24 protein-coding genes and 1 tRNA gene are annotated in these 24,483 nt (G+C 62.9%); 15 read left to right on the top strand and 10 right to left on the bottom strand.

What is annotated here, in order from left to right:
- Window positions 1-70: 70 nt before the first annotated feature.
- The gene (locus ACF8FG_RS02555) at window positions 71-412 is read right to left on the bottom strand and encodes a zinc ribbon domain-containing protein YjdM (RefSeq protein ID WP_010951939.1); all 342 of its coding nucleotides are present in this window, start codon (window positions 410-412) and stop codon (window positions 71-73) included.
- Between the two features lie 160 nt (window positions 413-572).
- Complete coding sequence (locus ACF8FG_RS02550; RefSeq protein WP_014589632.1) at window positions 573-1,541, bottom strand: polyprenyl synthetase family protein; 969 nt, start codon at window positions 1,539-1,541, stop codon at window positions 573-575.
- Between the two features lie 244 nt (window positions 1,542-1,785).
- Between ACF8FG_RS02550 and rplU the strand changes: the two genes are divergently transcribed.
- From rplU to ACF8FG_RS02525, 5 genes are all read left to right on the top strand, one after another.
- Window positions 1,786-2,100: a 50S ribosomal protein L21 gene (gene rplU / locus ACF8FG_RS02545; protein ID WP_003247466.1), complete on the top strand. Its 315-nt coding sequence runs from the start codon at window positions 1,786-1,788 to the stop codon at window positions 2,098-2,100.
- 38 nt (window positions 2,101-2,138) lie between these two features.
- Entirely contained in the window at window positions 2,139-2,396 is a 258-nt protein-coding gene (rpmA, locus tag ACF8FG_RS02540; protein WP_003247464.1) for a 50S ribosomal protein L27, read from the top strand.
- Window positions 2,397-2,584: 188 nt separating this feature from the next.
- The gene (cgtA, locus tag ACF8FG_RS02535; protein WP_003247460.1) at window positions 2,585-3,811 is read left to right on the top strand and encodes an Obg family GTPase CgtA; all 1,227 of its coding nucleotides are present in this window, start codon (window positions 2,585-2,587) and stop codon (window positions 3,809-3,811) included.
- A gap of 85 nt (window positions 3,812-3,896) precedes the next feature.
- Window positions 3,897-5,015: a glutamate 5-kinase gene (gene proB / locus ACF8FG_RS02530; protein ID WP_014589633.1), complete on the top strand. Its 1,119-nt coding sequence runs from the start codon at window positions 3,897-3,899 to the stop codon at window positions 5,013-5,015.
- Complete coding sequence (locus tag ACF8FG_RS02525; RefSeq protein WP_010951941.1) at window positions 5,012-5,473, top strand: CreA family protein; 462 nt, start codon at window positions 5,012-5,014, stop codon at window positions 5,471-5,473. Before proB ends, ACF8FG_RS02525 begins: the two co-directional genes overlap by 4 nt.
- A gap of 227 nt (window positions 5,474-5,700) precedes the next feature.
- Here ACF8FG_RS02525 and mksF read toward each other — a convergent pair whose 3' ends face one another.
- The 3 genes from mksF to mksB are packed head-to-tail and all read right to left on the bottom strand — an operon-like array spanning window position 5,701 to window position 10,515.
- On the bottom strand, window positions 5,701-8,532 hold the full coding sequence (gene mksF / locus ACF8FG_RS02520) for an Mks condensin complex protein MksF (protein WP_019437368.1): 2,832 nt from the start codon (window positions 8,530-8,532) through the stop codon (window positions 5,701-5,703).
- The gene (mksE, locus tag ACF8FG_RS02515; RefSeq protein ID WP_003247452.1) at window positions 8,529-9,236 is read right to left on the bottom strand and encodes an Mks condensin complex protein MksE; all 708 of its coding nucleotides are present in this window, start codon (window positions 9,234-9,236) and stop codon (window positions 8,529-8,531) included. The genes mksF and mksE overlap by 4 nt, the downstream gene beginning before the upstream one ends.
- Window positions 9,226-10,515 carry an Mks condensin complex protein MksB gene (gene mksB, locus ACF8FG_RS02510; RefSeq protein WP_003247449.1) on the bottom strand — a complete coding sequence of 430 codons (1,290 nt, stop codon included), beginning with the start codon at window positions 10,513-10,515 and terminating at the stop codon, window positions 9,226-9,228. The genes mksE and mksB overlap by 11 nt, the downstream gene beginning before the upstream one ends.
- A 211-nt stretch (window positions 10,516-10,726) precedes the next feature.
- Between mksB and ACF8FG_RS02505 the strand changes: the two genes are divergently transcribed.
- From ACF8FG_RS02505 to ACF8FG_RS02495, 3 genes are read left to right on the top strand one after another with little or no spacing between them, the layout of a single operon-like run.
- Window positions 10,727-11,512 (top strand): energy transducer TonB, encoded by a 786-nt coding sequence (locus ACF8FG_RS02505; protein ID WP_081384656.1) that lies wholly within the window; start codon window positions 10,727-10,729, stop codon window positions 11,510-11,512.
- On the top strand, window positions 11,509-11,964 hold the full coding sequence (gene rimI, locus ACF8FG_RS02500) for a ribosomal protein S18-alanine N-acetyltransferase (RefSeq protein WP_014589636.1): 456 nt from the start codon (window positions 11,509-11,511) through the stop codon (window positions 11,962-11,964). The genes ACF8FG_RS02505 and rimI overlap by 4 nt, the downstream gene beginning before the upstream one ends.
- 57 nt (window positions 11,965-12,021) lie before the next feature.
- A complete protein-coding gene (locus ACF8FG_RS02495; RefSeq protein ID WP_318075812.1) occupies window positions 12,022-12,597 on the top strand; it encodes a D-Ala-D-Ala carboxypeptidase family metallohydrolase in 576 nt (191 codons plus the stop codon).
- Here ACF8FG_RS02495 and ACF8FG_RS02490 read toward each other — a convergent pair.
- Window positions 12,537-13,454 carry a LysR substrate-binding domain-containing protein gene (locus ACF8FG_RS02490; protein WP_019437366.1) on the bottom strand — a complete coding sequence of 306 codons (918 nt, stop codon included), beginning with the start codon at window positions 13,452-13,454 and terminating at the stop codon, window positions 12,537-12,539. The two genes, ACF8FG_RS02495 and ACF8FG_RS02490, sit on opposite strands and share 61 nt — an antisense overlap.
- A 227-nt stretch (window positions 13,455-13,681) precedes the next feature.
- Between ACF8FG_RS02490 and ACF8FG_RS02485 the strand changes: the two genes are divergently transcribed.
- Window positions 13,682-14,296, top strand: coding sequence for a LysE family translocator (locus ACF8FG_RS02485; RefSeq protein ID WP_014589638.1), 615 nt, complete (start codon window positions 13,682-13,684; stop codon window positions 14,294-14,296).
- A 130-nt stretch (window positions 14,297-14,426) separates the two neighbouring features.
- Here ACF8FG_RS02485 and ACF8FG_RS02480 read toward each other — a convergent pair.
- Window positions 14,427-14,503, bottom strand: a tRNA-Met gene (locus tag ACF8FG_RS02480).
- Window positions 14,504-14,598: 95 nt separating this feature from the next.
- Window positions 14,599-15,522, bottom strand: a complete 924-nt coding sequence (locus ACF8FG_RS02475) for a FecR domain-containing protein (RefSeq protein WP_014589639.1) — start codon at window positions 15,520-15,522, stop codon at window positions 14,599-14,601.
- A 193-nt stretch (window positions 15,523-15,715) separates the two neighbouring features.
- On the opposite strand from ACF8FG_RS02475, the gene ACF8FG_RS02470 reads away from it, so the two are divergent.
- The 3 genes from ACF8FG_RS02470 to ACF8FG_RS02460 all read left to right on the top strand — a co-directional run bounded on the left by ACF8FG_RS02470 (window position 15,716) and on the right by ACF8FG_RS02460 (window position 18,412).
- The gene (locus tag ACF8FG_RS02470; RefSeq protein ID WP_392518599.1) at window positions 15,716-16,930 is read left to right on the top strand and encodes an MFS transporter; all 1,215 of its coding nucleotides are present in this window, start codon (window positions 15,716-15,718) and stop codon (window positions 16,928-16,930) included.
- Between the two features lie 103 nt (window positions 16,931-17,033).
- Entirely contained in the window at window positions 17,034-17,171 is a 138-nt protein-coding gene (locus tag ACF8FG_RS02465; RefSeq protein WP_019437911.1) for a hypothetical protein, read from the top strand.
- Between the two features lie 83 nt (window positions 17,172-17,254).
- Window positions 17,255-18,412: an MFS transporter gene (locus ACF8FG_RS02460; RefSeq protein ID WP_014589641.1), complete on the top strand. Its 1,158-nt coding sequence runs from the start codon at window positions 17,255-17,257 to the stop codon at window positions 18,410-18,412.
- Between the two features lie 7 nt (window positions 18,413-18,419).
- Here the strand turns inward: ACF8FG_RS02460 and ACF8FG_RS02455 are convergent, their stop codons facing one another.
- Together ACF8FG_RS02455 and ACF8FG_RS02450 are read right to left on the bottom strand one after the other, a co-directional pair.
- The gene (locus tag ACF8FG_RS02455) at window positions 18,420-19,376 is read right to left on the bottom strand and encodes a FecR domain-containing protein (protein ID WP_019437910.1); all 957 of its coding nucleotides are present in this window, start codon (window positions 19,374-19,376) and stop codon (window positions 18,420-18,422) included.
- The gene (locus ACF8FG_RS02450; protein WP_014589643.1) at window positions 19,363-19,878 is read right to left on the bottom strand and encodes a sigma-70 family RNA polymerase sigma factor; all 516 of its coding nucleotides are present in this window, start codon (window positions 19,876-19,878) and stop codon (window positions 19,363-19,365) included. Before ACF8FG_RS02450 ends, ACF8FG_RS02455 begins: the two co-directional genes overlap by 14 nt.
- Window positions 19,879-20,049: 171 nt before the next feature.
- Here ACF8FG_RS02450 and ACF8FG_RS02445 point away from each other — a divergent pair, with 171 nt between their 5' ends.
- The 3 genes from ACF8FG_RS02445 to ACF8FG_RS02435 are packed head-to-tail and all read left to right on the top strand — an operon-like array spanning window position 20,050 to window position 24,244.
- On the top strand, window positions 20,050-20,676 hold the full coding sequence (locus ACF8FG_RS02445; RefSeq protein WP_014589644.1) for a DNA-3-methyladenine glycosylase: 627 nt from the start codon (window positions 20,050-20,052) through the stop codon (window positions 20,674-20,676).
- A gap of 47 nt (window positions 20,677-20,723) precedes the next feature.
- Window positions 20,724-21,776, top strand: a complete 1,053-nt coding sequence (gene ada / locus ACF8FG_RS02440; RefSeq protein ID WP_392518598.1) for a bifunctional DNA-binding transcriptional regulator/O6-methylguanine-DNA methyltransferase Ada — start codon at window positions 20,724-20,726, stop codon at window positions 21,774-21,776.
- A gap of 56 nt (window positions 21,777-21,832) precedes the next feature.
- Complete coding sequence (locus ACF8FG_RS02435) at window positions 21,833-24,244, top strand: DUF3772 domain-containing protein (RefSeq protein ID WP_019437906.1); 2,412 nt, start codon at window positions 21,833-21,835, stop codon at window positions 24,242-24,244.
- The last annotated feature ends 239 nt before the right edge of the window (window positions 24,245-24,483 follow it).

Genomic DNA, 24,483 nt, shown 5'->3' with positions numbered 1-24,483 from the left:
GACAGCAATTCCAATGAGAATAATTCTTATTACCAGAATAGCAAGCGCCAATTGGCGTTTTTTTGCCTGATCAGACTTTGCGGACGAACTCGGACTTCAGCTTCATGGCGCCGATGCCGTCGATTTTGCAGTCGATGTCGTGGTCGCCGTCGCACAGGCGGATGTTCTTGACCTTGGTGCCAACCTTGACCACCAGGGACGAACCCTTGACCTTGAGGTCCTTGATCACGGTGACGGTGTCACCGTCTTGCAGGATGTTGCCGACCGAATCTTTCTTCACCACATCGTCGCTGGCCGCCTCGGCATCGCCGCTGGCCGACCACTCATGGGCGCATTCAGGGCAGATAAGCTGAGTGCCATCCTCATAGGTGTATTCGGAGTTGCATTTTGGGCAGGGTGGCAGAGTGCTCACTTCGGTTCCTCAAACAAACAGACGGGCGGTTAAAAGCCCACATTGTAAAAGGTATTTTTCCGGAAGTGATTATGTCCGGACAAAAAGCACCACGGGCAAGCCCGCTCCCCACAAATGGTGCAGGAGCGGGCTTGCCCGCGAATGAAGACGACTCGGTCTGTCAGTGCGTACGCGCGACCGCAAACTCGCTCAGTTCAACCAGCGCATCCCGGTACTCACTGGCAGGCAGCACTTCGAGGCAGGCGATGGCGCGTTTCACGTAATCGCGCGCCAGCTCGGCGGTGTATTTCAGTGCGCCCGATTCTTCGACCGCAACGCGAATCTGTTCCAGATCCTCCAGGCCACCTTTCTGGATCGCCTGGCGTACCAGCGCCGCCTGCTCGGTAGTGCCTTCGCGCATGGTGTAGATCAGCGGCAGGGTAGGCTTGCCCTCGGCCAGGTCGTCACCGACGTTCTTGCCCAAGGTCTGCGAGTCACCCTTGTAGTCCAGCAGGTCGTCGACAAGCTGGAAGGCCACGCCCAGATGGTCGCCAAAGGTACGCAGGGCTTCGCGCTGCTCGTCGGTGGCCTGGGCCAGCGCCGCAGCACTGTGGGTAGAGGCTTCGAACAGCATCGCCGTCTTGCCGCGAATGACCTCCATGTAGACTTCCTCGGTGGTGCTGGCGTCGCGTACGCGCGACAGTTGCAGCACTTCACCTTCGGCAATCACCCGGGTGGCCTTGGACAGGATCTGCATGACCGGCATCGAGCCCAGTTCGACCATCATTTCGAACGAGCGCGAATAAAGGAAGTCGCCCACCAGTACGCTCGGCGCGTTGCCCCACAGGGCATTGGCGGTAGAGCGGCCACGGCGCATGCCGGACATGTCGACCACGTCGTCGTGCAGCAGGGTGGCGGTGTGCAGGAATTCGATGGTGGCGGCCAGCAGGCGCAGGTCGTCGCCTTCGCGGCCCAGGGCCTTGCCACACAGCAGTACCAGCAGGGGACGCAGGCGCTTGCCACCGGCGGACGTGATATAGTCGCCGATCTTCGATACCAGCGGCACGCGCGAGGTCAGCTGCTTCTTGATGATCTCGTCGACGGCGCTGAAATCATCAGCCACCGCGCGGTAGAAGGTTTGGGGTTGCATCGGCTGCTCCAGTGAGGTTGCGCGGCATGCTAGGTCGCGGGTCCCGGTGTGTCAAGGCGCGGTGCCAGCTGGCCGGGGGCGGTACTTGCAAGCAAAACCGCGGTTGCGTACAATCGCGCACCCTAACTTCCTGGGCAGCACCTGCCTTACGCAATTGCGCCGGGCCGTTCCAGCCCTGTGCAGCCATGCCAGCCAATACTCATCATATAAAGCGCTGGGTGAGCAGGATTATCGGAGAAATACCATGTCTTACGCAGTAATCGTTACCGGCGGCAAGCAGTACAAAGTCGCTGAAGGTGAATTCCTCAAGATCGAAAAACTGGAAGTCGCCACTGGCGAATCCGTGACCTTCGATCGCGTTCTGCTGGTCGCCAACGGTGAAGAAGTCACCATCGGTGCTCCAGTTGTTGCTGGCGCTAAAGTAGTGGCCGAAGTCGTTTCGCAAGGCCGCCACGACAAGGTTCGCATCATCAAGTTCCGTCGTCGTAAGCACCACATGAAGCGTATGGGCCACCGCCAGTGGTTCACCGAGATCAAAATCACCGGCATCCAGGCTTAATCCCCTAGATCCCCTGAATTTATTTGGAGAATTGAACCATGGCTCACAAGAAGGCTGGTGGTAGTACTCGTAACGGTCGCGACTCAGAATCGAAACGCCTTGGCGTGAAGATGTATGGCGGCCAGGTTATCAAGCCAGGCAACATCATCGTCCGTCAGCGCGGTACCGAATTCCACGCTGGCTACGGCGTTGGCATGGGCAAGGACCACACCTTGTTCGCCAAGATCGAAGGCGTGATCAAGTTCGAGAAGAAAGGCGAGTTCATGCGCCGTTACGTGAGCATCGTCGCCGCTTAATCGCGACGTCGCTCCAGAAGCCCCGTCATGCGACGGGGCTTTTTCGTTTGTGGTGAGCCTCTTGCAAAGCTGTTTGTCTGGGTTGCCGGCGTTGGTTTCTACGGTCGTACGGGGCCGCCGCGCTCATTTTTGCAAGAGCCTCATGTTTTTGAGTCATTCAGCTCGTCTGCCGACGAGAGGCGGTTTTAATGAAGTTTGTTGACGAAGTATCCATTCGGGTCAAGGCCGGTGACGGTGGCAACGGTTGCATGAGCTTCCGTCGCGAGAAGTTCATCGAGAACGGCGGCCCTAACGGCGGTGACGGTGGTGACGGCGGCTCGGTGTACATGATTGCCGACGAAAACCTGAACACCCTGGTCGACTACCGCTACACCCGTCACCATGAAGCCCAGCGTGGCTCCAACGGCGGGAGCACCGACTGCACCGGCAAGAAGGGTGAAGACCTGTTCCTGCGTGTGCCGGTCGGCACCACCGTGATCGATGCTTCCACACAGGAAGTGATCGGTGACCTGGTTACCCCCGGCCAGAAGCTGATGGTCGCGCAAGGTGGCTGGCACGGGCTGGGCAACACCCGTTTCAAGTCGAGCACCAACCGTGCGCCGCGCCAGACCACCCCAGGCAAACCGGGTGAGCAGCGTGACCTGAAGATGGAAATGAAGGTGTTGGCCGACGTCGGCCTGCTGGGCTTGCCGAACGCCGGCAAGAGTACCTTCATCCGTTCGGTCTCGGCTGCCAAGCCGAAAGTTGCCGACTACCCGTTCACTACTCTGGTGCCAAACCTGGGTGTGGTCAGCGTTGACCGCTGGAAGAGCTTTGTCATCGCCGACATCCCCGGCCTGATCGAAGGCGCCTCTGAAGGTGCCGGTCTGGGTATCCGCTTCCTCAAGCACCTGGCGCGTACGCGCGTGCTGCTGCACCTGGTGGACATCGCGCCGCTGGACGAAAGCAGCCCGGCCGATGCCGCCGAAGTCATCGTCAACGAGCTGACCCGCTTCAGCCCGTCGCTGGCCGAGCGTGAGCGCTGGCTGGTGCTGAACAAGGCCGATATGGTCATGGACGACGAGCGTGACGAGCGTGTGCAGGAAGTGATCGATCGTCTGGAGTGGGAAGGCCCGGTCTACGTGATCTCGGCTATTTCCAAGCAGGGCACCGACAAGCTCAGCCACGACCTGATGCGCTACCTCGAAGACCGCGCCGACCGCCTGGCCAACGACCCGGCCTACGCCGAAGAGCTGGCCGACCTCGACCAGCGCATCGAAGACGAAGCCCGTGCCCAGCTGCAGGCCCTGGACGACGCCCGTACCCTGCGTCGTACCGGCGTCAAGAGCGTGCATGACATCGGCGACGATGACGGTTGGGACGATGATTTCGAGGACGACGAAGACGGTCCGGAAATCATTTACGTGCGCGACTGATCGGTTGCAGTACACTAAACGCCGCTCTCTGGAGCGGCGTTTTTGTATCCACGGTATCTACAGATTCGACATAGGTTGGAAGAAGATGCGAAGCAAGGTGACGGGCGCCAAGCGCTGGGTCGTTAAGATTGGCAGTGCTCTGCTGACCGCCGATGGCAAGGGCCTCGACCGCGGTGCAATGGCCGTTTGGGTCGAGCAGATGGTCGCGCTGCGTGAGGCAGGCGTGGAGTTGGTACTGGTCTCCTCCGGGGCCGTGGCTGCCGGCATGAGCCAGCTGGGCTGGACCAAGCGACCGAGTGCGATGAACGAGCTGCAGGCGGCTGCCTCGCTCGGCCAGATGCGCCTGGTGCAGGCCTGGGAGTCGAGCTTCGGGGAGCACGGGAAGCACACCGCGCAGATCCTGCTGACCCATGACGACCTGTCCGACCGCAAGCGTTACCTGAATGCCCGCAGCACCCTGCGCACCTTGGTCGATCTGGGCGTGGTGCCGGTGATCAACGAAAACGACACCGTGGTCACCGACGAGATCCGCTTCGGCGACAATGACACCCTGGCGGCGCTGGTGGCCAACCTGGTCGAGGCCGACCTGCTGGTGATCCTCACCGACCGCGATGGTATGTTCGATGCCGACCCGCGCAACAACCCCGAAGCGCAGTTGATCTACGAAGCCCGCGCCGACGACCCTTCACTGGATGCCGTGGCCGGTGGTACCGGTGGTGCCCTGGGTCGTGGCGGCATGCAGACCAAGCTGCGTGCGGCGCGCCTGGCTGCCCGTTCCGGTGCCCACACCATCATTATCGGTGGCCGCATCGAGCGCGTGCTGGACCGCCTGAAGGCGGGCGAGCGCCTGGGCACCTTGCTGTCCCCTGAGCGCGGCATGATCGCTGCGCGCAAGCAGTGGCTGGCCGGTCACCTGCAAACCCGTGGCACCCTGGTGCTGGATGCCGGTGCCGTGCAAGCGCTGCGTCAGGCCAACAAGAGCTTGCTGCCAGTTGGCGTGAAGACAGTGCAGGGCAGCTTCCGTCGTGGCGAGATGGTGGTGTGCGTCGGCCCGGACGGTGTTGAAGTGGCTCGCGGCCTGGCCAACTACAGCGCCCTGGAGGCGCAGAAGATCATTGGTCAGTCGTCCGAAGCCATCGAGTCGATCCTTGGCTACAGCGCCGAGCCGGAACTTGTACACCGCGACAACCTGGTGCTGGTATGAGCCTGCTGAAGAACGTAATCGCTGTGGCAGCGTGCGTGCTGCCGATGTTGGCCGGCGCCGAAGAGGTCGGCCAGGTGTCCACCGTGTTCAAGTTCGTCGGGCCGAACGACCGCATTGTGGTCGAGGCCTTCGACGACCCTAAGGTAGAGGGCGTGACGTGCTACCTGTCCCGGGCCAAGACTGGCGGGGTGAAGGGGGGCTTGGGGCTGGCCGAGGACCGGGCGGAGGCATCGATTGCCTGTCGTCAGGTCGGGCCGATCAACTTCAAGGGTGAGCTCAAAGATGGCGAGGAAGTGTTCAAGGAACGCACCTCGCTGGTGTTCAAGACCATGCAGGTGGTGCGCTTTCTCGACAAGAAGCGCAATACGCTGGTGTACTTGGTGTACAGCGACCGCATGATCGAAGGCAGCCCGCAGAATGCGGTGACTGCCATTCCGATCCTGCCTTGGGCTCATTGATAGCCCGCTCCTACATACGCATCGGTGGTTGGGCGCAGGTCGTCGTAGGAGCGGGTTCACCCGCGAAAGGGCCGGACCTGCTGGCCAATTTCCACCCGCCGTTCACCGTTGCCGCCGCCACCGTATTCGCGGGTAAACCCGCTCCTACATACGCATCGGTGGTTGGACACAGGCCGCCGTAGGAGCGGGTTTACCCGCGAATGGGCCGCAAAGCGGCCCCATCTACCTCAGGCCAATTCCTCGGCCTGATCATCACGCACAACCGCCTTCACTTCATCCAGCCGGCTGATGAACTTCCAGTCCGCCTCGTCGATGTAGATGCCGTTCGGCCCGCTGCCACCTTCCAGGTCGATCGCAACGTGCGCCGATACCTGTGGTTTCACACTCGCCAGGATCGGTACGAAGCCCAGCTGCTGGCTGGTCTCCAGCAGTGCCGCCTGGTTGCGTTCGTCGATGTCTGCCGCTTCGTCCAGGTAGTACGGCAGGCGAATGCGCCCGGCCAGGTCACGGTCCATCAGGTGCAGCAACAGGTACATGTTGGTCAGCGCCTTGATGGTCATGGTGGTGCCGTTGGACGCCGCACCGTCGATGTCGGCGTGGATGATCGGCTGGCCATTGACCTTGGTGATCTCGAACGCCAGCTCGAACAGGTCCTTCAGGCCCAGCTGGTTGTGGTTGGCCGCCACCAGCCGTGCCAGGTACTCCTTGGCCTCTTCGTTCTTGTTGTCCTGATCGGCACTCTGGGTCAGGTCGAAGACCGACAGGGTTTCGCCTTCTTCGTACTGGCCGGCACTGTGGATAATCTGGTCGATGTGCTTGAGCGCTTCCTTGTTCGGCGCCAGTACCACGCGGAAGCTTTCCAGGTTGGACACCTGGCGCTTGTTGATCTCGCGGTTGAACAGGGCCAGCTGGTGCTCGAGGCTGTCGTAGTCGCTGCGGATGTTGCGCAGGGTTCGGGCGATGTCGGTGACCGCAGCGCGGCGTGCCTTGGCCAAGGTCAGGGCTTCGTCGGTACGGTGCGCGTAGGCGTTTACCAGCAGTTGCAGGCGACGTTCCATGTCGTCTTCGCTGTCGAACTTGGCAACGCCTTTGAGGCGCACCTGGGCGTACAGCGCCTCGATCTGGTTGTCCACCCGCTGCAGGCCTTGCCAGCTGTCCTGGTAGTCATTGAGCAGCGGCAGCAGGTTGTCCATCGAGTCGTCGATGGCTTCCATGTAAGGCGTGCCGTAGGGCAGGTCGGCCGGCAGCAGCTGGCGACGGCGCAGGGCGTCTTCCAGGGTGCGCTGCTTGGACTCGAGGTCGCCGAGCTGGCGGCCGACCAGTTGCAACTTGGCTGACAGCTGCTGGACGCGCTCAGTGAAGGCGTCGCTGGAGCGCTTGAGTTCGTCCTGGGCCGCTTCCAGCTGCGAGAGCTGTTCCAGCTTCTCGGGTTCTTCGGCGGCGAGGGTTTGGCTACGGCGGAAGTCTTCCAGCGCCTTCTGCGCGTCCAGCACTTCCTGGTACAGGGTTTCGGTCTGCGCTTTGGACGCGGAGCGGTCGGCGGCCACGGCCTGCTGGGTCTTGAGCTGCTTGAGTTCTTTTTCCAGGCGCTCTTTCTGGTCGCGCAGGGCGGCGCGGTCGGCCAGGGCCTGCAGGGCCGGTGGGTCGATGTGGGTCAGGTCGATGGCCAGGCCTGGGGCCTCGAAGCGCTCGCCCTTGAAGCCGTCGAGCACCGCTTCCAGCGATTTTACCCACAGGTCGCTGTCGTCCAGCTCGATGCCGCGCTCGCCCAGCGGCAGGCTGAACAGCGCGCCGTTGAACAGGCGCATCAGGCGGTCGACGTCCTGCTGCGAGAACTCTTCGCGCAGGCGGGCATAGCTGTTGTTGTCAGCGTGATCCAGCTGCTGCTTGACCTGCTTCAGGCGTTTTTCCAGGTCGCGTACGCGCTCGTCGAGGTCTTCGGCACTGAACTGCCGTGACTGGGCCAGCGCGCCGGCCAGCTCGTCGTGGGCGTCTTTGGCCGCCAGCAGTTGCTGCTCCAGTACCTTGACGTCATCGACCAGCGCAAAGCGGTGCTTGAGCACCGAAAGCTCGCCTAGCCAGCGCTGGATACCGGTAATTTCACGCTCCAGGCGCATCAGCTCCTGGGTGCCGCCACGCTGGTCGTTCTGCAGGCGGTCCTGCTCGCCACGGTAATGCTCGGACTGGATGACCAGCTCTTCCTTGCGCGCCATGGCGTATTCCTGCCAGGTGCCCAGCAGGGTGTCGAGCACAGGCGAAATGCGGTGCAGCTTGCCACGCAGGATGTCGCGCTGGGCCACGCCACCAGCCAGGGCCTCGACCAGCGGGCCGGCAGCGACCAGGGCGTTGTAGTCCTGCTCCATGCGGCGTACGTCGCGGAAGGCTTCCTCGCACGCAGCGATGTAGTCGACGCTGCCCGAGCGCAGGCTGTGCTCGAAGGCGTCGAGGAACAGCTGCTTGAGCTTGGCGGCGGTGATCTCACGCATGTGCAGCAGGTTGATGAACAGCGCGCGGAAGGTTTTCAGGCTTTGCTCGCTGGTGGAGCGCAGCGGGATCATGGTCAGGTCCAGCGGCACCGAAGTGTGTCCGCCCACCAGCAGCCGGCGCAGTTCGTCCGGCTTCAGCTCGTAAGCCTTGATCCCCAGGCGCTCAAGGTTGGTGAACAGCTCTTTCTGACGCAGGCAGGTGTCGTTCTTCTGGTAGTGGGCCAGGTCCAGTTCGCCTTTGTAGGCGAAGAACTGGTGGCCGAAACCGCCACCCGGGCCGCGTCCGACCACACCGATCACGTGCGGGCCGTGGGGCAGGCTCAGTTCGCAAAGAATGTACGACGTGTCGCTGGCGAAGTAGAAGCGGCGCGACTGCTCAAGGCTGTACTTGCCGAAGCTCATGTCCGACATGCGTGCCAGGATCGGGAACTGCAGGGCGTTGATCGACGCCGATTTACCCAGGTTGTTGGCGCCGTATACCGACAGCGGGTGCTCCAGCGGGAACAGGCCAAGGCTGTAGCCGGCGGTGTTGAGCAGTGCGAAGCGGCGGATGCCGTAGCGTTCCTGGCTCATGCGTCAATCTCCTGTTGCTCTTCGCGGATGGCCCGGGCCAAGGCGTCCTCTTCGCTTTCCTCGCCCTGGAAAGGCGTGAGGTCGAGCGGGTCGTCGGTACGGTTGAGTTCTTCGGCGCTTTCTTCCTCGACCAGTACCGGGGTCGGCAGCGGCAGGGCGCTGTGCAGGGTGGCGGCCAGGTCGCGGTCCTGCTGCACCGACAGGCACACATCGAGGAAGCGGTGCATGGGTGGCAGGAAGCGGTAGATGCCACCTTCCTCATGGGCGAAGCCGAGCTGGGTCATGCGCCGCAGGATTTTTTCTTCCAGCTCGTCCACGGTCTGTACTTCGGCCTGCAGGAACAGGTCGCGGTACTTGTCCAGCAGCGAGGGCAGTTCGTCGCGGCCGATGCTGCCGCCGTCGAGCACGGCCATCGGGTCGCGGCCCTGGTCGGCAAGGTGCTCGACCAGGATGAAGGTGAACAGCGACAGGCGCTGTGCGGTCTTGTTGACCTGCGCGGCGGTCATGTCCGGGACGAAGTAGTAGAAACCACGGGTGTCGCATACCAGTTCGAAGCCCAAGGCCTTGAACAGGGTGCGGTACTGGTCCTGGAAGTTCGACAGCTGGGCGTACAGCTCAGGGTCGCGCCGGCTGACGTGGAAGCCTTTGAACAGCTCGCGGAAGATCGGCGCGAGCTGGGACAGTTCGGAAAGATCAAGATGCATGGGCTGGGCTCGCGTTGGGTTCGGTAGGCGCGCTAGGGGCGTCTTCGCGGCTGGAGGTCAGGGCGAACGAATGCAGGCTGACCAAGTGTTCCTGAGTGGTGTATTCGCGGCGGTCGAGGCGTTCGCGCTTGAAGCGCTTTTCCCGCGACAGGCGCGAGAACCAGTACAACAGCTCGTCGGTGGCGCCTTCGGGCTCCTGCTCCAGCAGCCAGACCATCAAGTCGGGTAGTGGCAGGGCCTGTTCGCAGCGTTCGGCCATTTCCTTGACCGTGCGCGGGGCACGGGGCAGGGCGCCGGACTGGGTCTTGTGGGCTTTGGGGAAGCGCGCCGGTTTGGGCTCGAAGCGGGCCAGTGCGTAAACGTAGGCCTCGACCTGGCTGGCACTGCCAAGGAAGGTGCTTTGCGGGCGGGTGAACATCGGCATGGCCGCCTGCGGTACGGCATCGATGCCCTTGCGCCGGATCACCGACAGGGCCAGTGCGGCGCCGCGGGTCACGGCGTTGTGCCGGCGGGCTTCTTCGCGCAGCGGTAGCAGCAGTTCGCGGGCGTGGCGCAGGGTCAACTGGGCGCTGGTCTGCATTTCCAGAATGCGCGCGTGGGTGCGCAGCAGCATGTCGTCGTCGACCAGGTGGCCCAGGCGCGCTTGTTCGCCCAGCAGTTTCAGCAACACGGTCTCGACCTTGCGTACACCCTGCTCGAAGGCGCCGTCGGCGTTGACCAGCTGAATCATCGGCTCGACGTATTCGTCCCAGGTGGCCAGCACTTCGGCATAACGCTGGCGCAGCGGAATCTGGCGATTGCTGGTCTTGGCCCGTTCGGCCACGGCCACCAGTGCCTGCTCGTCGTTGTCGAGCTTTTTCAGCACATCGCGCACGCGCATGTCGAGCAGGCGCAACTGGCGTGCCAGGTCGTCGCTGTCGCGGTTGTCGAAGGCATCCTGGATGTGCCCGGCCAGGCGCTCCAGGTGGCGCAAGTAGGCTTCGATCTCCAGGCACAGGCCCAGCCGGTGTTCGCGGCGCAGGTAGGCGAGGAAGTCGTGGATCTGTGCGTTGAGCTCGAAACGGTTCGGGCTCTTGGCCACCGGCACCAGGATATCCAGGCGGATCCACACGTCGAGTAGCTGGGTGATGTCCTGCGGGGTGCTTTCGAGCTGCTGGCGGGCCACATGCTGGCGCAGTTCGACCAGGCTCAGGGTGCCCTGGTCGAAACGCTCGCACAGCGGCTCGATCAGGGCCCAGTGTTCGGCTAGGGCGCGCAGGACGCGCTTGGGTTCGATCATTGGCTTCGACTCGTTGCCAAGAAAAAGGGGGCGATTGTACTGCATTCGCGGGGGTGGTTTTTACCCCTTGGTCTGTAATGAGAGATAACCATGGGATGTGCAGGTGCAGGGCGTTGTTCATGTGACGGCGCTCGGTCTGATAGGCGCTGCAAAAAACACGGCGTACACGTTAGAATGCCCAATTGCGTTCACCCCCTCGGATATCCGCCCCTTGCTGACCGAACCCCGTCGCCGCGCCTACCTTTCCGCCATGCAAGTGGTGCACTGGCTGCCGCGCGCCGAGCTGCCGTTCGCCGCACCGTCACGGCCCGAGCTGCTGCTGCCGGTGGCGCCGGTCGAGGACATCGATTTCGAGGTCAGGCCGGCATCGGCAGCCAACGAAACGCCCGTCACCCCCCAGGCCCGCTCCGGCGAGCGGCCAAAAATCGAGATCCCGCGCCCGGGCAGTGTGCCTAAACCCGCCGTCAAGCCCGCCGAGGCACAAGAGCAGCCCGCTGCTCCGCGCCCGGCACCGGTGCCGCCACCGCGCTTCTCGCTGCAGTTGTTGCGCGCCGGCAGTTGCCTGCTGCTGGTTGAACTGGCCACCGGTCAGCCGTTCCAGAGCCGCGATCCCTCCTATCTGCTACTCAAGGACATGCTGCGCGCTGCCGGCCTGCCCGACGCCCCGCAGATCATCGGCGAGCCGGTACGCTGGCCACTGCTGGTGCGCGGCAACATGGACCAGGGGCCGGAGGCTGCGCGCGATTTCGTCCAGGGCTTCGTTCAGGCGCGCCTGGAAGACGCACCGTGTACCTGTCTGTGGCTGGTCGGCCTGCCGGCACTGCGTTTTGCCGCCAATGCCGACGCCGACGCCTATTACCAAACCCTGACGCTCGACGGCCTGGGCGACGCCTGGGCATTGCCGGGCCTTGAACTGTTGATGGACGAGCCGCAACGCAAGGCGGACGTCTGGAAAGCCATGCGCCAGCTGATGGCGCGCTGGAAGAGCGTTGAATGAGTGACTCGATCAGCTTCCGCCCGATGACCGAGGCGGATCTGGATGCCGTACTTAAGATCGAATATGCCGCATTCAGTCACCCCTGGACCCGTGGAATCTTTCAGGATGCGCTCAAGTCGTACGAAGTCTGGCTGATGTTCGATGGCCAGCAGCAAGTGGGCCATGGGGTGATCAACGTGATCATCGATGAAGCGCACCTGCTCAACATCACCGTAAAGCCGGAAAACCAAGGCTGCGGCCTGGGATTGCGGCTGCTCCAACACCTGATGGCCCGGGCCTATCAGCTCAATGGCCGCGAATGCTTTCTGGAAGTGCGCGCCAGCAACCAGTCGGCCTATCGTTTATATGAACGTTACGGTTTCAACGAAATTGGCCGCCGCCGCGACTATTATCCGATCGCCGGCGGCCGTGAAGACGCCCTGGTGATGGCCTGTACCCTGTTCGAAGACTGACTATGCAGGGGCGTACCCGGGCGCGCAGGCTTTGTTCTCGGCAGGGACGGATAAAGAATGAGAAAACTGCTTTTGGCAGCGAGCCTGTGTAGCGCAAGCGCTGCTCACGCTGACGAGCGTGACGTGTGGATGTTCGCCCAGTGGGCGGGTGATCATCAAACCCGCCCCTTCCGTGAAATGCTGGTAGATGCCCGGCTTTACGGTGTAGTGCCAATTCACCAGTTGCTGCGCTCGGCATCGGACTGGAAACTGTGCAACGCATCGCCTTTCGCCGTACCGCCCCCCGGCAATTGGGCCGCTGTGCGCTCGACCCTCGCGTTGATCAAGGCACTCGACGATCAAGGCATCCTGCGCCAGTTCGAGGTGGTTTCGGCTTACCGTGAGCCGCGCCTGAACGCCTGCGCGGGCGGGGCGGCCAACAGTGCGCATACCCGCGCGTTCGCCGTCGATATACTGCTGCCGGCCTGGGCCGACTCCAATCCGCTGTGCCGTTTCTGGCAGCAGCACGGCCAAGCCTGGAACATGGGGCTGGGCCGCTACCCATCAGGCCGTATCCATTTGGATACCGCCGGTTATCGCACCTGGGGTGGTGATGGCGGTGCGGGGGCGTCGTTCTGTATCAACCCCAAATGAGCCAGGCACTCCCGGCATTCGTCCATTATCCACCCGGCGAAGCGCTGGCGCTTGCCGCTGTCGGCCAGAGGCTGCGGGCTGAGCAGGTGGTAGGCCGAGCCATCGCGCACAAAACCGAACGGCGCCTGCAGCTGCCCGCTGTCGAGTTCGTCGCGCACCATCAGGGCTGAGGCAATGGCCAGGCCCAGTCCGGCGCTGGCGGCCTGAATCGACAGGTAGAAATGTTCGTAGTCGCTGCGTTCGCAGTGCCGCGCCTGCTGGCCGCTCAGGCGCAGCCAGGTGGGCCAGGCAGCAGGCCGGGTGGCGCTGTGCAGCAGCCGTTGGCCATCGAGTCTGGCGCTGGCGGCGGGGTGGCACACCGGGCCGATCCATTCATCGCAGATTTTCTGGCTGTACAGCTGGTTGTCCCAGTGGAAGTCGTCGCGGCGAATTGCCAGGTCGACACCGCTGCGGGCGAAGTCCAGCGGGCCGCCTGCGGCTACCAGGTGCAACTGAAGGTCGGGGTGGGTGGCATGGAAGCGCGGCAGGCGCGGTATCAGCCAGCGCATGGCAATGGTCGGCTCGCAAGACAGCACCAGCACATTGTCGCGAGCTTGTTGCTGCAGGCGCTGCACAGCGCCTTCGAGTTGTTCGAAGATCGCCTGGGTGGTGCTTTGCAGGGCACGACCGGCGGGGGTGAGGAAAATGGCCCGGTTGCGGCGCTCGAACAGTTCCACGCCAAGGCTTTCTTCCAGCAGGCGTATTTGGCGGCTGACCGCGCCGTGAGTGACGTGCAAATGTTCGGCGGCACGCACGAAGCTTTCGGTCTGGGCGGCAATGTCGAAGTAGCGGAAGGCGTTGAGTGGCGGCAGTTTCATGATATCCCTGTTCAGCTGTGCCGGCCTCTTCGCGGGTAAACCCGCTCCTACATGGCCACATATTTCCCTGTAGGAGCGGGTTTACCCGCGAAGAGGCCAAGGCAGGCTGTACATATCTGTGAGTAAAACTATCAGATTCATCTCAGCATAAATCGATTTTTCCGCATCTGTAAGCGCTTGATAATCGGCGGTCTGTGCATTTCCATCGCCTATCGAGAGCCCTCAGCATGACCGAACTCATCGCCGTCGCCCTGTTCACCCTGCTCGCCGTCATCAGCCCCGGCGCGGACTTCGCCATGGTCACCCGCAGCAGTTATGCGCAGGGGCGCAAGGCCGGGCTGGCTGCTGCTGTGGGCATCGCCCTGGGGGTGCAGGTGCATGTGTTGTACACGGTGTTGGGCATTGCCGTGATCATCAGCCAGAGCCCGACGCTGTTCTTCGTCATGAAGGTGCTGGGTGCGGGCTACCTGATCTACCTCGGGTACAAGTCATTGACCAACACCCGACGCATCAGCCTGGACGGGGTTGGCCAGTCTGCTGCCAGCGTACTGCAAGCGCTGCGCACCGGCTTTTTGACCAACGCCCTAAACCCCAAGACCATGTTGTTTGTCATCAGTGCCTTCACCCAGGTGGTGCAGCCTGGCAGCCCGCTGGCGCTGAACTTCGCCTACGGTGCGTTCATGTCCGTTGCCCATTGGCTATGGTTCAGCCTGGTGGCGGTATTTTTCTCCAGTACGGCATTGCGCAGGGCGATGATCGAGCGGCAAGTGCTGGTGGACCGGGCCATTGGTCTGGCATTGATCGGGCTTGGCCTGGCTGTGGCGGTGACCGGAATACGTTGAGGCGACGATAGCTGCGCCGAAACCTGTGATTCGGCTCCCGGCTGCTGCGGGATTGGTTGGCGCGGGCATCAGCAACTTTTTCGCAGGCAAAGAAAAAGGGCTTACCTTGCGGTAAGCCCTTTGTCTTGTTTGGTGGCTACACAGGGACTTGAACCCCGGACCCCAGCATTATGAATGCTATGCTCTAACCAACTGAGCTATGTAGCCGATGGCGCGCATTATTCTCTTGAACGCCCCCTCTGTCAACACTCATTTCAAAAAAAATTTGCACGCTTTCAAAAACTTAGCGGCCAGCCCCGGTTTCAGCGCACCACAAGCCAGTGCCCGAGCACGCCCAGCAACTGCAACTGCTGGGCTGCAGCCAAGGATTGCAGGCTTTGGCCAGGCTGGTCGAGGTTGAAGTCGCCGCTTACACGGCGATGAGCCACTTGTTCATCCATCATCCACAGACGCTGCCCTTGGTAACCGGCAAGGCGCTCCAGCACCTGCCTCAATGGCATGTCTGTGGCTTTCAGGCGGCCATTGCGCCAACTGTCAGCGGTTTTCAGATCAGCCTTACGCACCGGGTCGATGCGTGTGTCATCGAAGGTTACCCGCTCACCCGCCGAGACCATCCGCTGCTCACCCCCCTGGGTGACCATGGCCTTGCCACTGAATACCACGAGTTCGTCGCGCCCTGCATGGCGGGCTATCTGCAGGCGAGTGCCGTATACCTGGATGCGTGCGTTGCCCACTTCCACGTCCATGGCGCGCCCGTCGAGCACGACTTCCAGATGCACCTGGCCCTGCACCAGGTGCAGTTGGCGGGTGCGGCCGCGCAGGTCGACGTTCATCGCGCTGGCGCTGTCCAGGTTCAATGTCGTGCCATCCGCCAAGCGTATGCTGCGGCGCTCTCCCACATCGGTGTGCAGCTCGCTGGCCAGACGCTGCATCAGCGGCCAGTACAGGTAAGCAGCAGCACCCAACCCTAGCAAAAACGCAAGCGCCAACCATTTACCCAGGTGACTGCGACGGACAGTGACATGCCGTGGGCGAGGGCGGGCAGGTGCGGGTTGCAGCTGTTGCCAGAACGTCTCCAGCTCGGCGTAGGCGTGGGCGTTCTCTTGTACCTGACACCAGGCCGCAAATGCCTGGCGCTGGGTTTCGTCGCAACCGGGCTGGCGCAGCAACGAAAACCACGCCAGCGCTTCCTGTTGCGGATCGGGCTGCAGCTGCTTGGCGGACATCGGGCTCATGGGGGCGGTCTGCTCACGATAGGGGCCGTTTGGCCTAACGATGACGGGAGTCATTGGCAGAAGATGCTAATTATATTGAGAACCATTTTCAAGTACGCGGCGACAGGGGGATAAAAAAGGTAGCTATGTATCTATTTGATTCCTGATAATCGGATCCCAAACCAGAGGACGGAGATTTAGGCAAATGGCCACCAGTAGTGCCTCCACCGCATCCAACCCGGCAGCGGCAAGCCAAGCCTCGCCGATGGTTATGCGTATCATCGGTTTCTGCGCCTTGGCGCACTTGATCAACGACCTGATCCAGTCGGTGCTGCCGGCGATTTACCCGATGCTCAAGGCTAACTACGACCTGAGCTTCGCCCAGATCGGCATGATCACGCTCACGTTCCAGATCACCGCCTCGCTGTTGCAGCCGTGGGTTGGCTTCTTCACCGACCGCCGGCCCACGCCGAATCTGTTGCCGCTAGGCACCCTGTGCACATTGGTGGGGATTGTGATGCTGGCCTTCGTTGGCAGTTTCCCGATGATCCTGCTGGCGTCGGCGCTGGTGGGCATTGGCTCGTCGACCTTCCACCCGGAAACCTCGCGTATTGCACGGCTGGCCTCGGGCGGGCGCTTCGGCCTGGCCCAATCGACCTTCCAGGTCGGTGGCAACACCGGCTCTGCTCTGGGCCCGCTGCTGGCAGCGGCCATCGTCATACCGTTCGGTCAGACCCATGTGGCCTGGTTCGGCCTGGCCGGGCTGTTCTTCCTCGGCGTTACCCTGATGCTGCGCGGCTGGTACAAGGAACACCTCAATCAGGCCAAGGCGCGCAAGGCAGTTCAGGCCACCCACGGCATTTCGCGCAATCGGGTAATCGCGGCGCTGATCGTGCTGGGCTTGCTGGTGTTCTCCAAGTACTTCTACATGGCCAGCTTCACCAGCTACTTTACCTTCTACCTGATCGAGAAGTTCGGTGTGTCGGTGGCCAGCTCGCAGCTGCACCTGTTCCTGTTCCTCGGCGCGGTGGCGGCGGGCACCTTTTTTGGCGGGCCGATCGGTGACCGTATCGGACGCAAGGCTGTTATCTGGTTTTCGATACTGGGCGTGGCGCCGTTCACGCTGGCGCTGCCGTATGCCGACTTGTTCTGGACCACGGTGCTGAGCGTGGTGATCGGCTTTATCCTGGCTTCGGCGTTTTCCGCGATCGTTGTGTATGCGCAGGAACTGGTGCCGGGCAGCGTGGGCATGATTGCCGGGATCTTCTTCGGCCTGATGTTCGGTTTTGGCGGCATTGGCGCTGCGCTGTTGGGGTACGTAGCGGACCTGCGTGGTATCGAATATGTGTATGGGTTGTGTTCGTTCCTGCCATTGTCCGGGTTGTTGGCGGTGTTCCTGCCAAGTACAGGTAAACGCTGAACGCGCCGGGGGCCTGACAGCGGCCCCCGGGCAATTGACTAGCCCCCTGGAGGTGGCTAGAGTGCCGCCTCTTTTTTCAATCACCTGCGTAGTAGCCAAAGCAATGCGCCGTACCCAGTCCCTCCCACACGCCCGCCAGCCTGCCCTTCAGGCGCTGCGTCGTGCATGGCCGAGTGACACGGTGCTCAAGCGCCGCCGCAGCGTGCTGTTTGCCTTCACCTTCTCGCCACACCTCGCCTGAACTGATCTGCGCTTTAGCGTCGCTCGCCGTTCCGGCGTGCGCGCCTGTTTTTGCACGTCTTTTCGGTTTGCCAGGAGTGGTACATGAACATGCGTTTATTGGCGGGCCTGTTGTTCGCCGTTTCTGTCGTGGGTTTCAGTTTGGGGGCCAGCTTGCCGCTGGTGTCGTTGCGCCTGCATGAAGCGGGGGCGAGCACCCTGGAAATCGGCATCATCTCGGCCATCCCTGCCGCCGGCATGATGCTCTCGGCTTTTCTGGTCGACGTCTGCTGCCGCCATCTCACCCGGCGTACTATCTATCTGCTGTGTTTCAGCCTGTGCACGGTCAGCATCGCCTTGCTCGAGTCCGCGTTCGGCTCGTTGTGGCTGCTGGCGTTGCTGCGCCTGGGCCTGGGGCTTGGCATGGGGATCGCCATCATCCTCGGCGAGTCGTGGGTCAACGAACTGTGCCCCGAACATAACCGCGGCAAGATCATGGCCCTGTACGCCACCAGCTTTACGGGCTTTCAGGTGCTGGGCCCGGCCATGCTGGCAGTGCTGGGCGCCGATAGCCCGTGGATCACGGGTGTTGTCACGGTCTGTTATGGGCTGGCGTTGCTGTGCATTGTGCTGACTGTGCCCAACGACCATGTCGAGCACGAAGAGGGCGAAAAAAGCTTCGGCCTGGCCGGGTTCTTCCGGGTGGCACCGGCGTTGTGCATGGCGGTGCTGTTCTTCTCGTTCTTCGATGCCGTGGTGCTGTCGCTGCTGCCGGTGTACGCCACCAGCCATGGCTTTGCCGTTGGCGTGGCGGCGTTGATGGTGACGGTGGTGTTTGCCGGCGACATGCTTTTCCAGCTGCCGCTGGGCTGGTTGGCCGATCGGGTTGAGCGCACAGGGCTGCACCTGGCGTGCGGGCTGGTGGCGATGGTGATCGGCATCGGTTTGCCTTGGCTGCTGAATCTGACCTGGCTGCTGTGGCCGCTGCTGGTGGTACTGGGCGCGGTGGCGGGGGGGATCTATACCTTGGCGCTGGTGCTGATCGGGCAGCGCTTCAAGGGCCAGGACCTGGTCACTGCCAACGCCAGCGTGGGCTTGCTCTGGGGCGTAGGCAGCCTGGTCGGGCCGTTGGTCAGTGGGGCGGCCATGAATGTCGCGCCCCACGGTTTGCCCATGGCGCTGGCACTGATGGCCGGGCTGTTCGTGTGCTTTGCCAGGCAGTCATACCGGCGCCGTGGGCGGATGCGGGCTGTGGCGCAGTGATATCCCTTTACGCCGCGCCGATGCTTACCCAGTAGCGCGTTCTGTACTCGACCCGCACGGGCAGGCTGCGGGTGAGCAGTTGCAGGATTTGCCCAGTGTCAGCCAACTGATAGGTGCCGGAAACCTTCAAGCCCGCCACTTCTGGAGCGCAGCGCAACAGGCCCGGTCGGTAGCGGCCGAGTTCGCTGGCAAACTCGGCAAGCGGCATCTGCTGCACGCTGAGTACACCTTCGGTCCAACCCCAGGGGTCGTTGTGCAGTGCTCTGGCCTGAATGCTGCCTTCGGCTGTGATTTGCAAGGTTTCACCGGGCAGCACCTGCCTCGCTGACGCCGAGGCAGGGAACAGCGTGACTTCACCACGCCGCACCGACAGCAGCAGGCCCTGGCTGTTTTCGCGCAGCAACAGCTGGCCATCGAAGGTGGTCAGCGGGCCGACAGGGGTGGCGACGTGGAATGGGCGGTTGTCGTTGGGGTTGCTGTCCAGGCTGACCTCGCCATGGATCAGTTTCAGCTGGCGTTGTTCCGCGCTGTAGTGCAAGTCGATGGCACTGGCAGTGTTGAGCTGCAGACGACTGCCGTCACTGCCTTGCCATTGACGCCGTTCGCCTGTGGCAGTGCTGGTGTCGGCCAGCAGTTGTGGCAGGCCCAGCGGTTCGCGCGCGGCCCAGCCCAGGCTGCCGCCGACGGCCAACAGCCCCAGCAACTTCAGGTGGTCCCTGCGGCTGGCTTTTGGGTGCTGGCTAGCGTCCAGGGTGCGCCGGCTCAGGTCCTTGGGCAGCCCGGCCAGTTCATCACCCAGATTACTGACCCGCTGCCAGGCCAGGCGGTTGTGTGGGTGGCTGGCCAGCCAGTGTTGAAACTGCTGCTCGGTGCGCGGGCTGGGGGTATCGAAACGCAGCTTCACCAGCCAGTCGATGGCCTGATCGACCTGCGCCTGTGCGGGCGTACCATCAGGCATCGGCATAGCGCAACCGGTAGCAGGCGCCCAGGGCTTTGGCCAGGTCGCGCTCAACAGTGGCCCTGGACACTCCTAGACGTTGGGCAACCTGCACGATGCTCAAACCGTCTAGCTGGGCCAGCAGGAACGCTTGGCGGACGCGCGGTTTCAACTGCTGCAAGGCGCGGTCGAGGCGTTCCAGGCTATCGAGGAGGACAAGCTTATCCTCTTCGCTGGGCACTTCTGCTTCGGGCAGGTGAGCCAGGCTCTCCTGATAGGCCCGCTCCAGCGCGCGGCGTCGGAACTGGTCGATCATCAAGCCACGGGCGATGCTGCTGAGGTAGGCACGGGGTTCTTTGAGCGGTGACACCTGGCGGGCGCGCAATAACCGCACGAAGGTATCCTGGGCCAGGTCTGCGGCATGTTCACTGCAACCGACCCGGCTGCGTAACCAGCCACGCAACCAGGCATGGTGAGACTGGTAGAGCAGAGCGACCTCGTTGGGCTTGAGCGTGTCGTTGATCTGCATCGTAGAGAAGGCCCAGTCCAGTGTTGTGTGCGATTGTGAATAGTTCTCAATTCTATGCGGGGAAGATGGCGCGGAGCAATGGCATGCCAAAGATTAGCTGCGCAAGAACCGGCGTTTGCCCGATGAACGGCTGCGCTAAGCTGGAACTGCAATCGACTTGATGGAGGTGCCATGATGCTGGCCGACCTTTCGCCTGAGGCCTATCGCGAGGCCGCGCAACACCTGGCGGCACTTGACCCGGACTGGTCACGGCATATCGCAGCGATCGGGCCCTGCCTGCACCAGGCTACCCCGGGACGGGAGCCTTATGAGGCGTTGGTGCGGGCGATTGCCTATCAGCAACTGCACGCCCGTGCCGCCGAGGCGATCCTGGGGCGTTTGCTGGCACTGTTCCCGGCAGATGATTTTCCGCAGCCAGAGCAGTTGTTGGCGGTAACCCCGGAAACCCTGCGTGCCTGCGGCTTTTCGGCGAGCAAGCTGGTGACGGTCCAGGGCATTGCTCAAGCCACTCTGGAGGGCCTGGTACCGACGCGGGAGCAGGCGTTAAACATGGCTGACGAGGCGTTGATCGAACGCCTGGTGGCGCTGCGTGGGGTAGGGCGGTGGACGGTGGAGATGCTGCTGATCTATAGCCTGGGCCGTTCTGACATTCTGCCGGTGGACGATTTTGGCGTGCGTGAGGGGTATCGGCGGCTCAAAGGGCTGGAGACGGCGCCGACACCGGCGCAAATGCGTTCGCTGGGCGGCGCCTGGCGGCCGTTTCGTACCGTGGCGGCCTGGTACCTGTGGCGGGCCTGAGGTTTTTGCATCGCCCGTACAGGCAACAACATATCCGGGAAACAAAGATGAACCTCTACACCACCCCCGACCAACGCTGGCAAGCCTTAAAGAGCCGCGACACTGCCGCCACAGGCCACTTTGTCTACGCCGTACGTACCACTGGCGTCTACTGCCACCCCGGCTGCAAATCACGCCAGGCCAAGCGCATGAACGTCGAGTTCTACGACACTGCCGCAGCCGCCGAGGCTGCCGGCTACCGTGCTTGCAAACGCTGTATCAGCAAGGCCAGCGCCACCCGCCACAGCCAGCTGGTTACCCACGCCTGCCGCTTGATCGAAACCAGCGACCCCGCGCCAAGCCTCGACCAACTCAGTGCACGGCTGGCCGTCAGCCCCTTCCACCTGCATCGGCTGTTCAAGGCCGAAACCGGGGTTACCCCCAAAGCCTACGCCATGGCCTTCCGTGCCCGGCGCCTGCGTGCGCACCTGGAAGGCGGCCAGCACTCAGTCACCGATGCTATCTACAACGCCGGCTACAACTCCAACAGCCGCTTCTACGAAAGCGCCGACCAGCGCTTGGGCATGCGCCCCCGGCAATACCGCGCCGGCGGTGTCGGGGCAACCATTCACTTCGCCCTTGGGCAGTGCTCGCTGGGTGCAATACTGGTCGCCCAGAGCGACAAGGGCATCTGCGCGATTCTGCTGGGCGACGACCCCGAGGGCTTGTTACACGAGCTGCAGGATCAGTTCCCCAAGGCCCACCTGATTGGCGGCGACAGCGCCTACGAAAACATGGTTGCCGAAGTGATCGGTTTCGTCGAAGCGCCAGCCTTGGGCCTCGCCCTGCCGCTGGATGTGCAAGGCACCGCGTTTCAGGAGCGGGTGTGGCAGGCGCTGCGTGAGGTGCCGGCCGGAAGCCGGGTCAGCTACACCGACATCGCCGAGCGCATTGGCACCCCCAAAGCCGTGCGGGCGGTAGCCATGGCCTGCGCGGCCAACCGTATTGCCGTGGCCATCCCTTGCCACCGCGTGGTGCGCCGGGATGGCGACATCAGCGGTTACCGCTGGGGCGTGGAGCGCAAACAGCAATTGCTGAAGCGAGAAACGGCACTCTCCTGACCGCCCGAAGCCGCGTAGAATCTCCCGCCAAATCGAATTGCAAAGAGGAATATTCGATGAGGCGTGTCAGCCTTGCCCGTTATTGCCCAGGTGTGATTGCCCTGCTGGCCCTGATGCTGTTGTTTGTCAGCCCGACCTGGTCGGCCCCGGCCACGCCATTGTCCAACCTGGCGGCTGCCGAGGCGCCCGCACTGGACGAAAACGCCAGCCTCGAACAGCTGAGCGACCGCTTGGACCTCATCCGGCAAGGCGTCACCAGCGAGGCCAACGACGACGTGCTGTCGCAACTGCGCCTGGGCGCGATGCAGGTTCAGCGTCAAGCTGATGCATTGAGTGCGCTGCGCACTGCCGATGTGGGAAAACTCGACGATCAGCTGAAGGTCATCGGCCCGGCCCAGCCGGACGAGGCCGCTACCCTGACGCAGCAGCGCAAAGCGCTGGAGGCCGAGAAAAAGGCGCTGGTAGCCCAGCAGGATCAGGCCACCAAGCTGACCCAGTCGGCCCGTGACCTGTCCACGCAAATCGTCAACCTGCGCCGCAGCCAGTTCAACTCGCAAATCACCAGCCGTGCAGCCTCGCCGCTGAGCCCGGCGTTCTGGCAGAGCATCATCCGCCCCACCCAGGACGACGTGGCGCGCCTGCGTGATCTGCGCGGTGAGGCGGCCGATGCCATCAGCAGCGCCTTCAGCGCCGAAAACCGCTGGCAGTTCGTTGCCAGCCTGGTGGCGGCAATTCTGGTGTGGACGTTGGTAAGGCGCGTGCTTGAACGCTTGCTGGCCAGTGCCATGATCCGTTGGTTACCGGAGGGCCGCCTGCGCCGCAGCGCCTTGGCTCTGGGCGTTAGCCTGGCAACCCTGGGCACCATCGCCGGCTCGGTGTCGTTGCTGCGCTGGGGGCTGGAAAGCAATGCAAGATTGGGTTCGGATATCGCCAGCCTGACCAATCACATTCTCACTCTGGTGGTGTTCAGTGCCTTCATCACAGGCCTGGGCCGCGCCATGCTGATGCTGCAGCGTCCGTCCTGGCGGCTGCCGGCGATCCACGACGAAGTCGCCAGTGCGCTGGGCTGGTTCCCGAAGGTGCTGGCATTGGCACTGATGGTCATGATGACCATGGAGCGCATGAACAGCGTGATCGGCGCCAGCCTGGCGCTGACGGTGGCTGTCAACGGGCTGACCGCGCTGGTGGTGGCGCTCACCTTTGCAGGCGCGCTGCTGTGTTACCGCCGCACCCTGCGCAAGCATGACCTGGAGCGCCCGACGGGCCTGGCCGGGCTCATCCCGTTCGTGATGGTCATCTGGCTGACGTTGATCCTGCTGGCCCTGCTCACCGGCTACCTGACACTCGCCTATTTCCTCACCGCCAAGCTGTTGTGGGTCAGCCTGGTGATCACCTGCGCCTACTTGCTGACCACCTTCTTCGGCGACCTGTGCGAAACCCTGCTGTCGCCCCGCCAGCCCGGTGGCCTGGCACTGGCGTCGACCCTGGGTCTGGCGCCTCGCCACCAGGCCCAGGCCAGTACCATACTGGCCGGCATCGGCCGCACTGTCGTGCTGTTCCTGGCACTGCTGCTGGTGTTGATGCCGTCGGGCACCAGCCCTAGCGAATTGCTGTTGAGTCTGGGCGACTGGGATGGGACCGGCGGCAAGGTGCTCGGCAACCTGAACATCGTGCCGCAGGACATCATGCTGGCCTTGGCGATCTTCCTCGGCGGCCTGTTCGCCATCCGTGTGGTCAAGCGCTGGCTGAGCGACCGCCTGCTGCCGGAAACCGAGATGGACGCCGGTATGCGGGCCTCGCTGGTGACCTTGGTGGGTTACCTGGGTTTCCTGTTCCTGGCCATGCTGGTGATGTCGACCTTGCGTATCAACCTCACCAGCCTGACCTGGGTGGTCAGTGCCCTGTCGGTCGGTATCGGTTTCGGTTTGCAGCAGATCGTGCAGAACTTCATTTCCGGCCTGATCCTGCTGACCGAGCGCCCGGTGAAGGTCGGCGACTGGGTCAGCCTGGCGGGTGTCGAGGGTGATATCCGCCGCATCAATGTCCGCGCCACCGAGATCCAGATGTCTGACCGCTCCACGGTGATCGTGCCCAACTCGCAGTTCATCTCGCAGAACGTGCGCAACGTGACCATGGGCAACGCGCTGGGCGTGGTCAGCATTACCCTGACACTGCCGCTGGAGACCGATGCCAACCGTGTGCGTGAGCTGCTGCTGGCGGCTTACCATGAGCATGAGGCGATTCTGGATGCGCCAGCTACCTCGGTGTCGTTCAAGGACCTGACGGCCAGCGGCATGGTGATTGGTGTGAGTGGCTATGTGGCCGGGCCGCGGCAGGTATCGGGAGCCCGCAGCGACCTGCTGTTCACCATTCTTGGCCGATTGCGTGATGAAGGCATTCCACTGTCTTCGCCGCAGAGCATGGTGCTGGTGCAGGAGGGGGCGCGGCCGGCTGACGAGTCGGTGTAGGCATCGGGTGGGCTGTCCAGCTGGCAGGAGCGGGTTTACCCGCGAAAGGGCCGGCCCTGCTGGCCAATTTCCACCCGCCGTTCACTGTTGCCGCCGCTACCGTATTCGCGGGTAAACCCGCTCCTACACAGATTGGTGGTGGACACACCTCTGGGGTTGGACACAGGCCGTCGTGTAGGAACGGGTTTACCCGCGAAAGGGTCAGGCCTGCTGGCCAATTTCCACCCGCCGTTCACTGT

Source organism: Pseudomonas sp. YQ_6 (assembly GCF_043103245.1).
GTDB classification, from domain to species: domain Bacteria; phylum Pseudomonadota; class Gammaproteobacteria; order Pseudomonadales; family Pseudomonadaceae; genus Aquipseudomonas; species Aquipseudomonas alloputida.
Note: the sequence above shows the minus strand (reverse complement) of the source record. Positions and strands in the feature narration are given on the sequence as shown.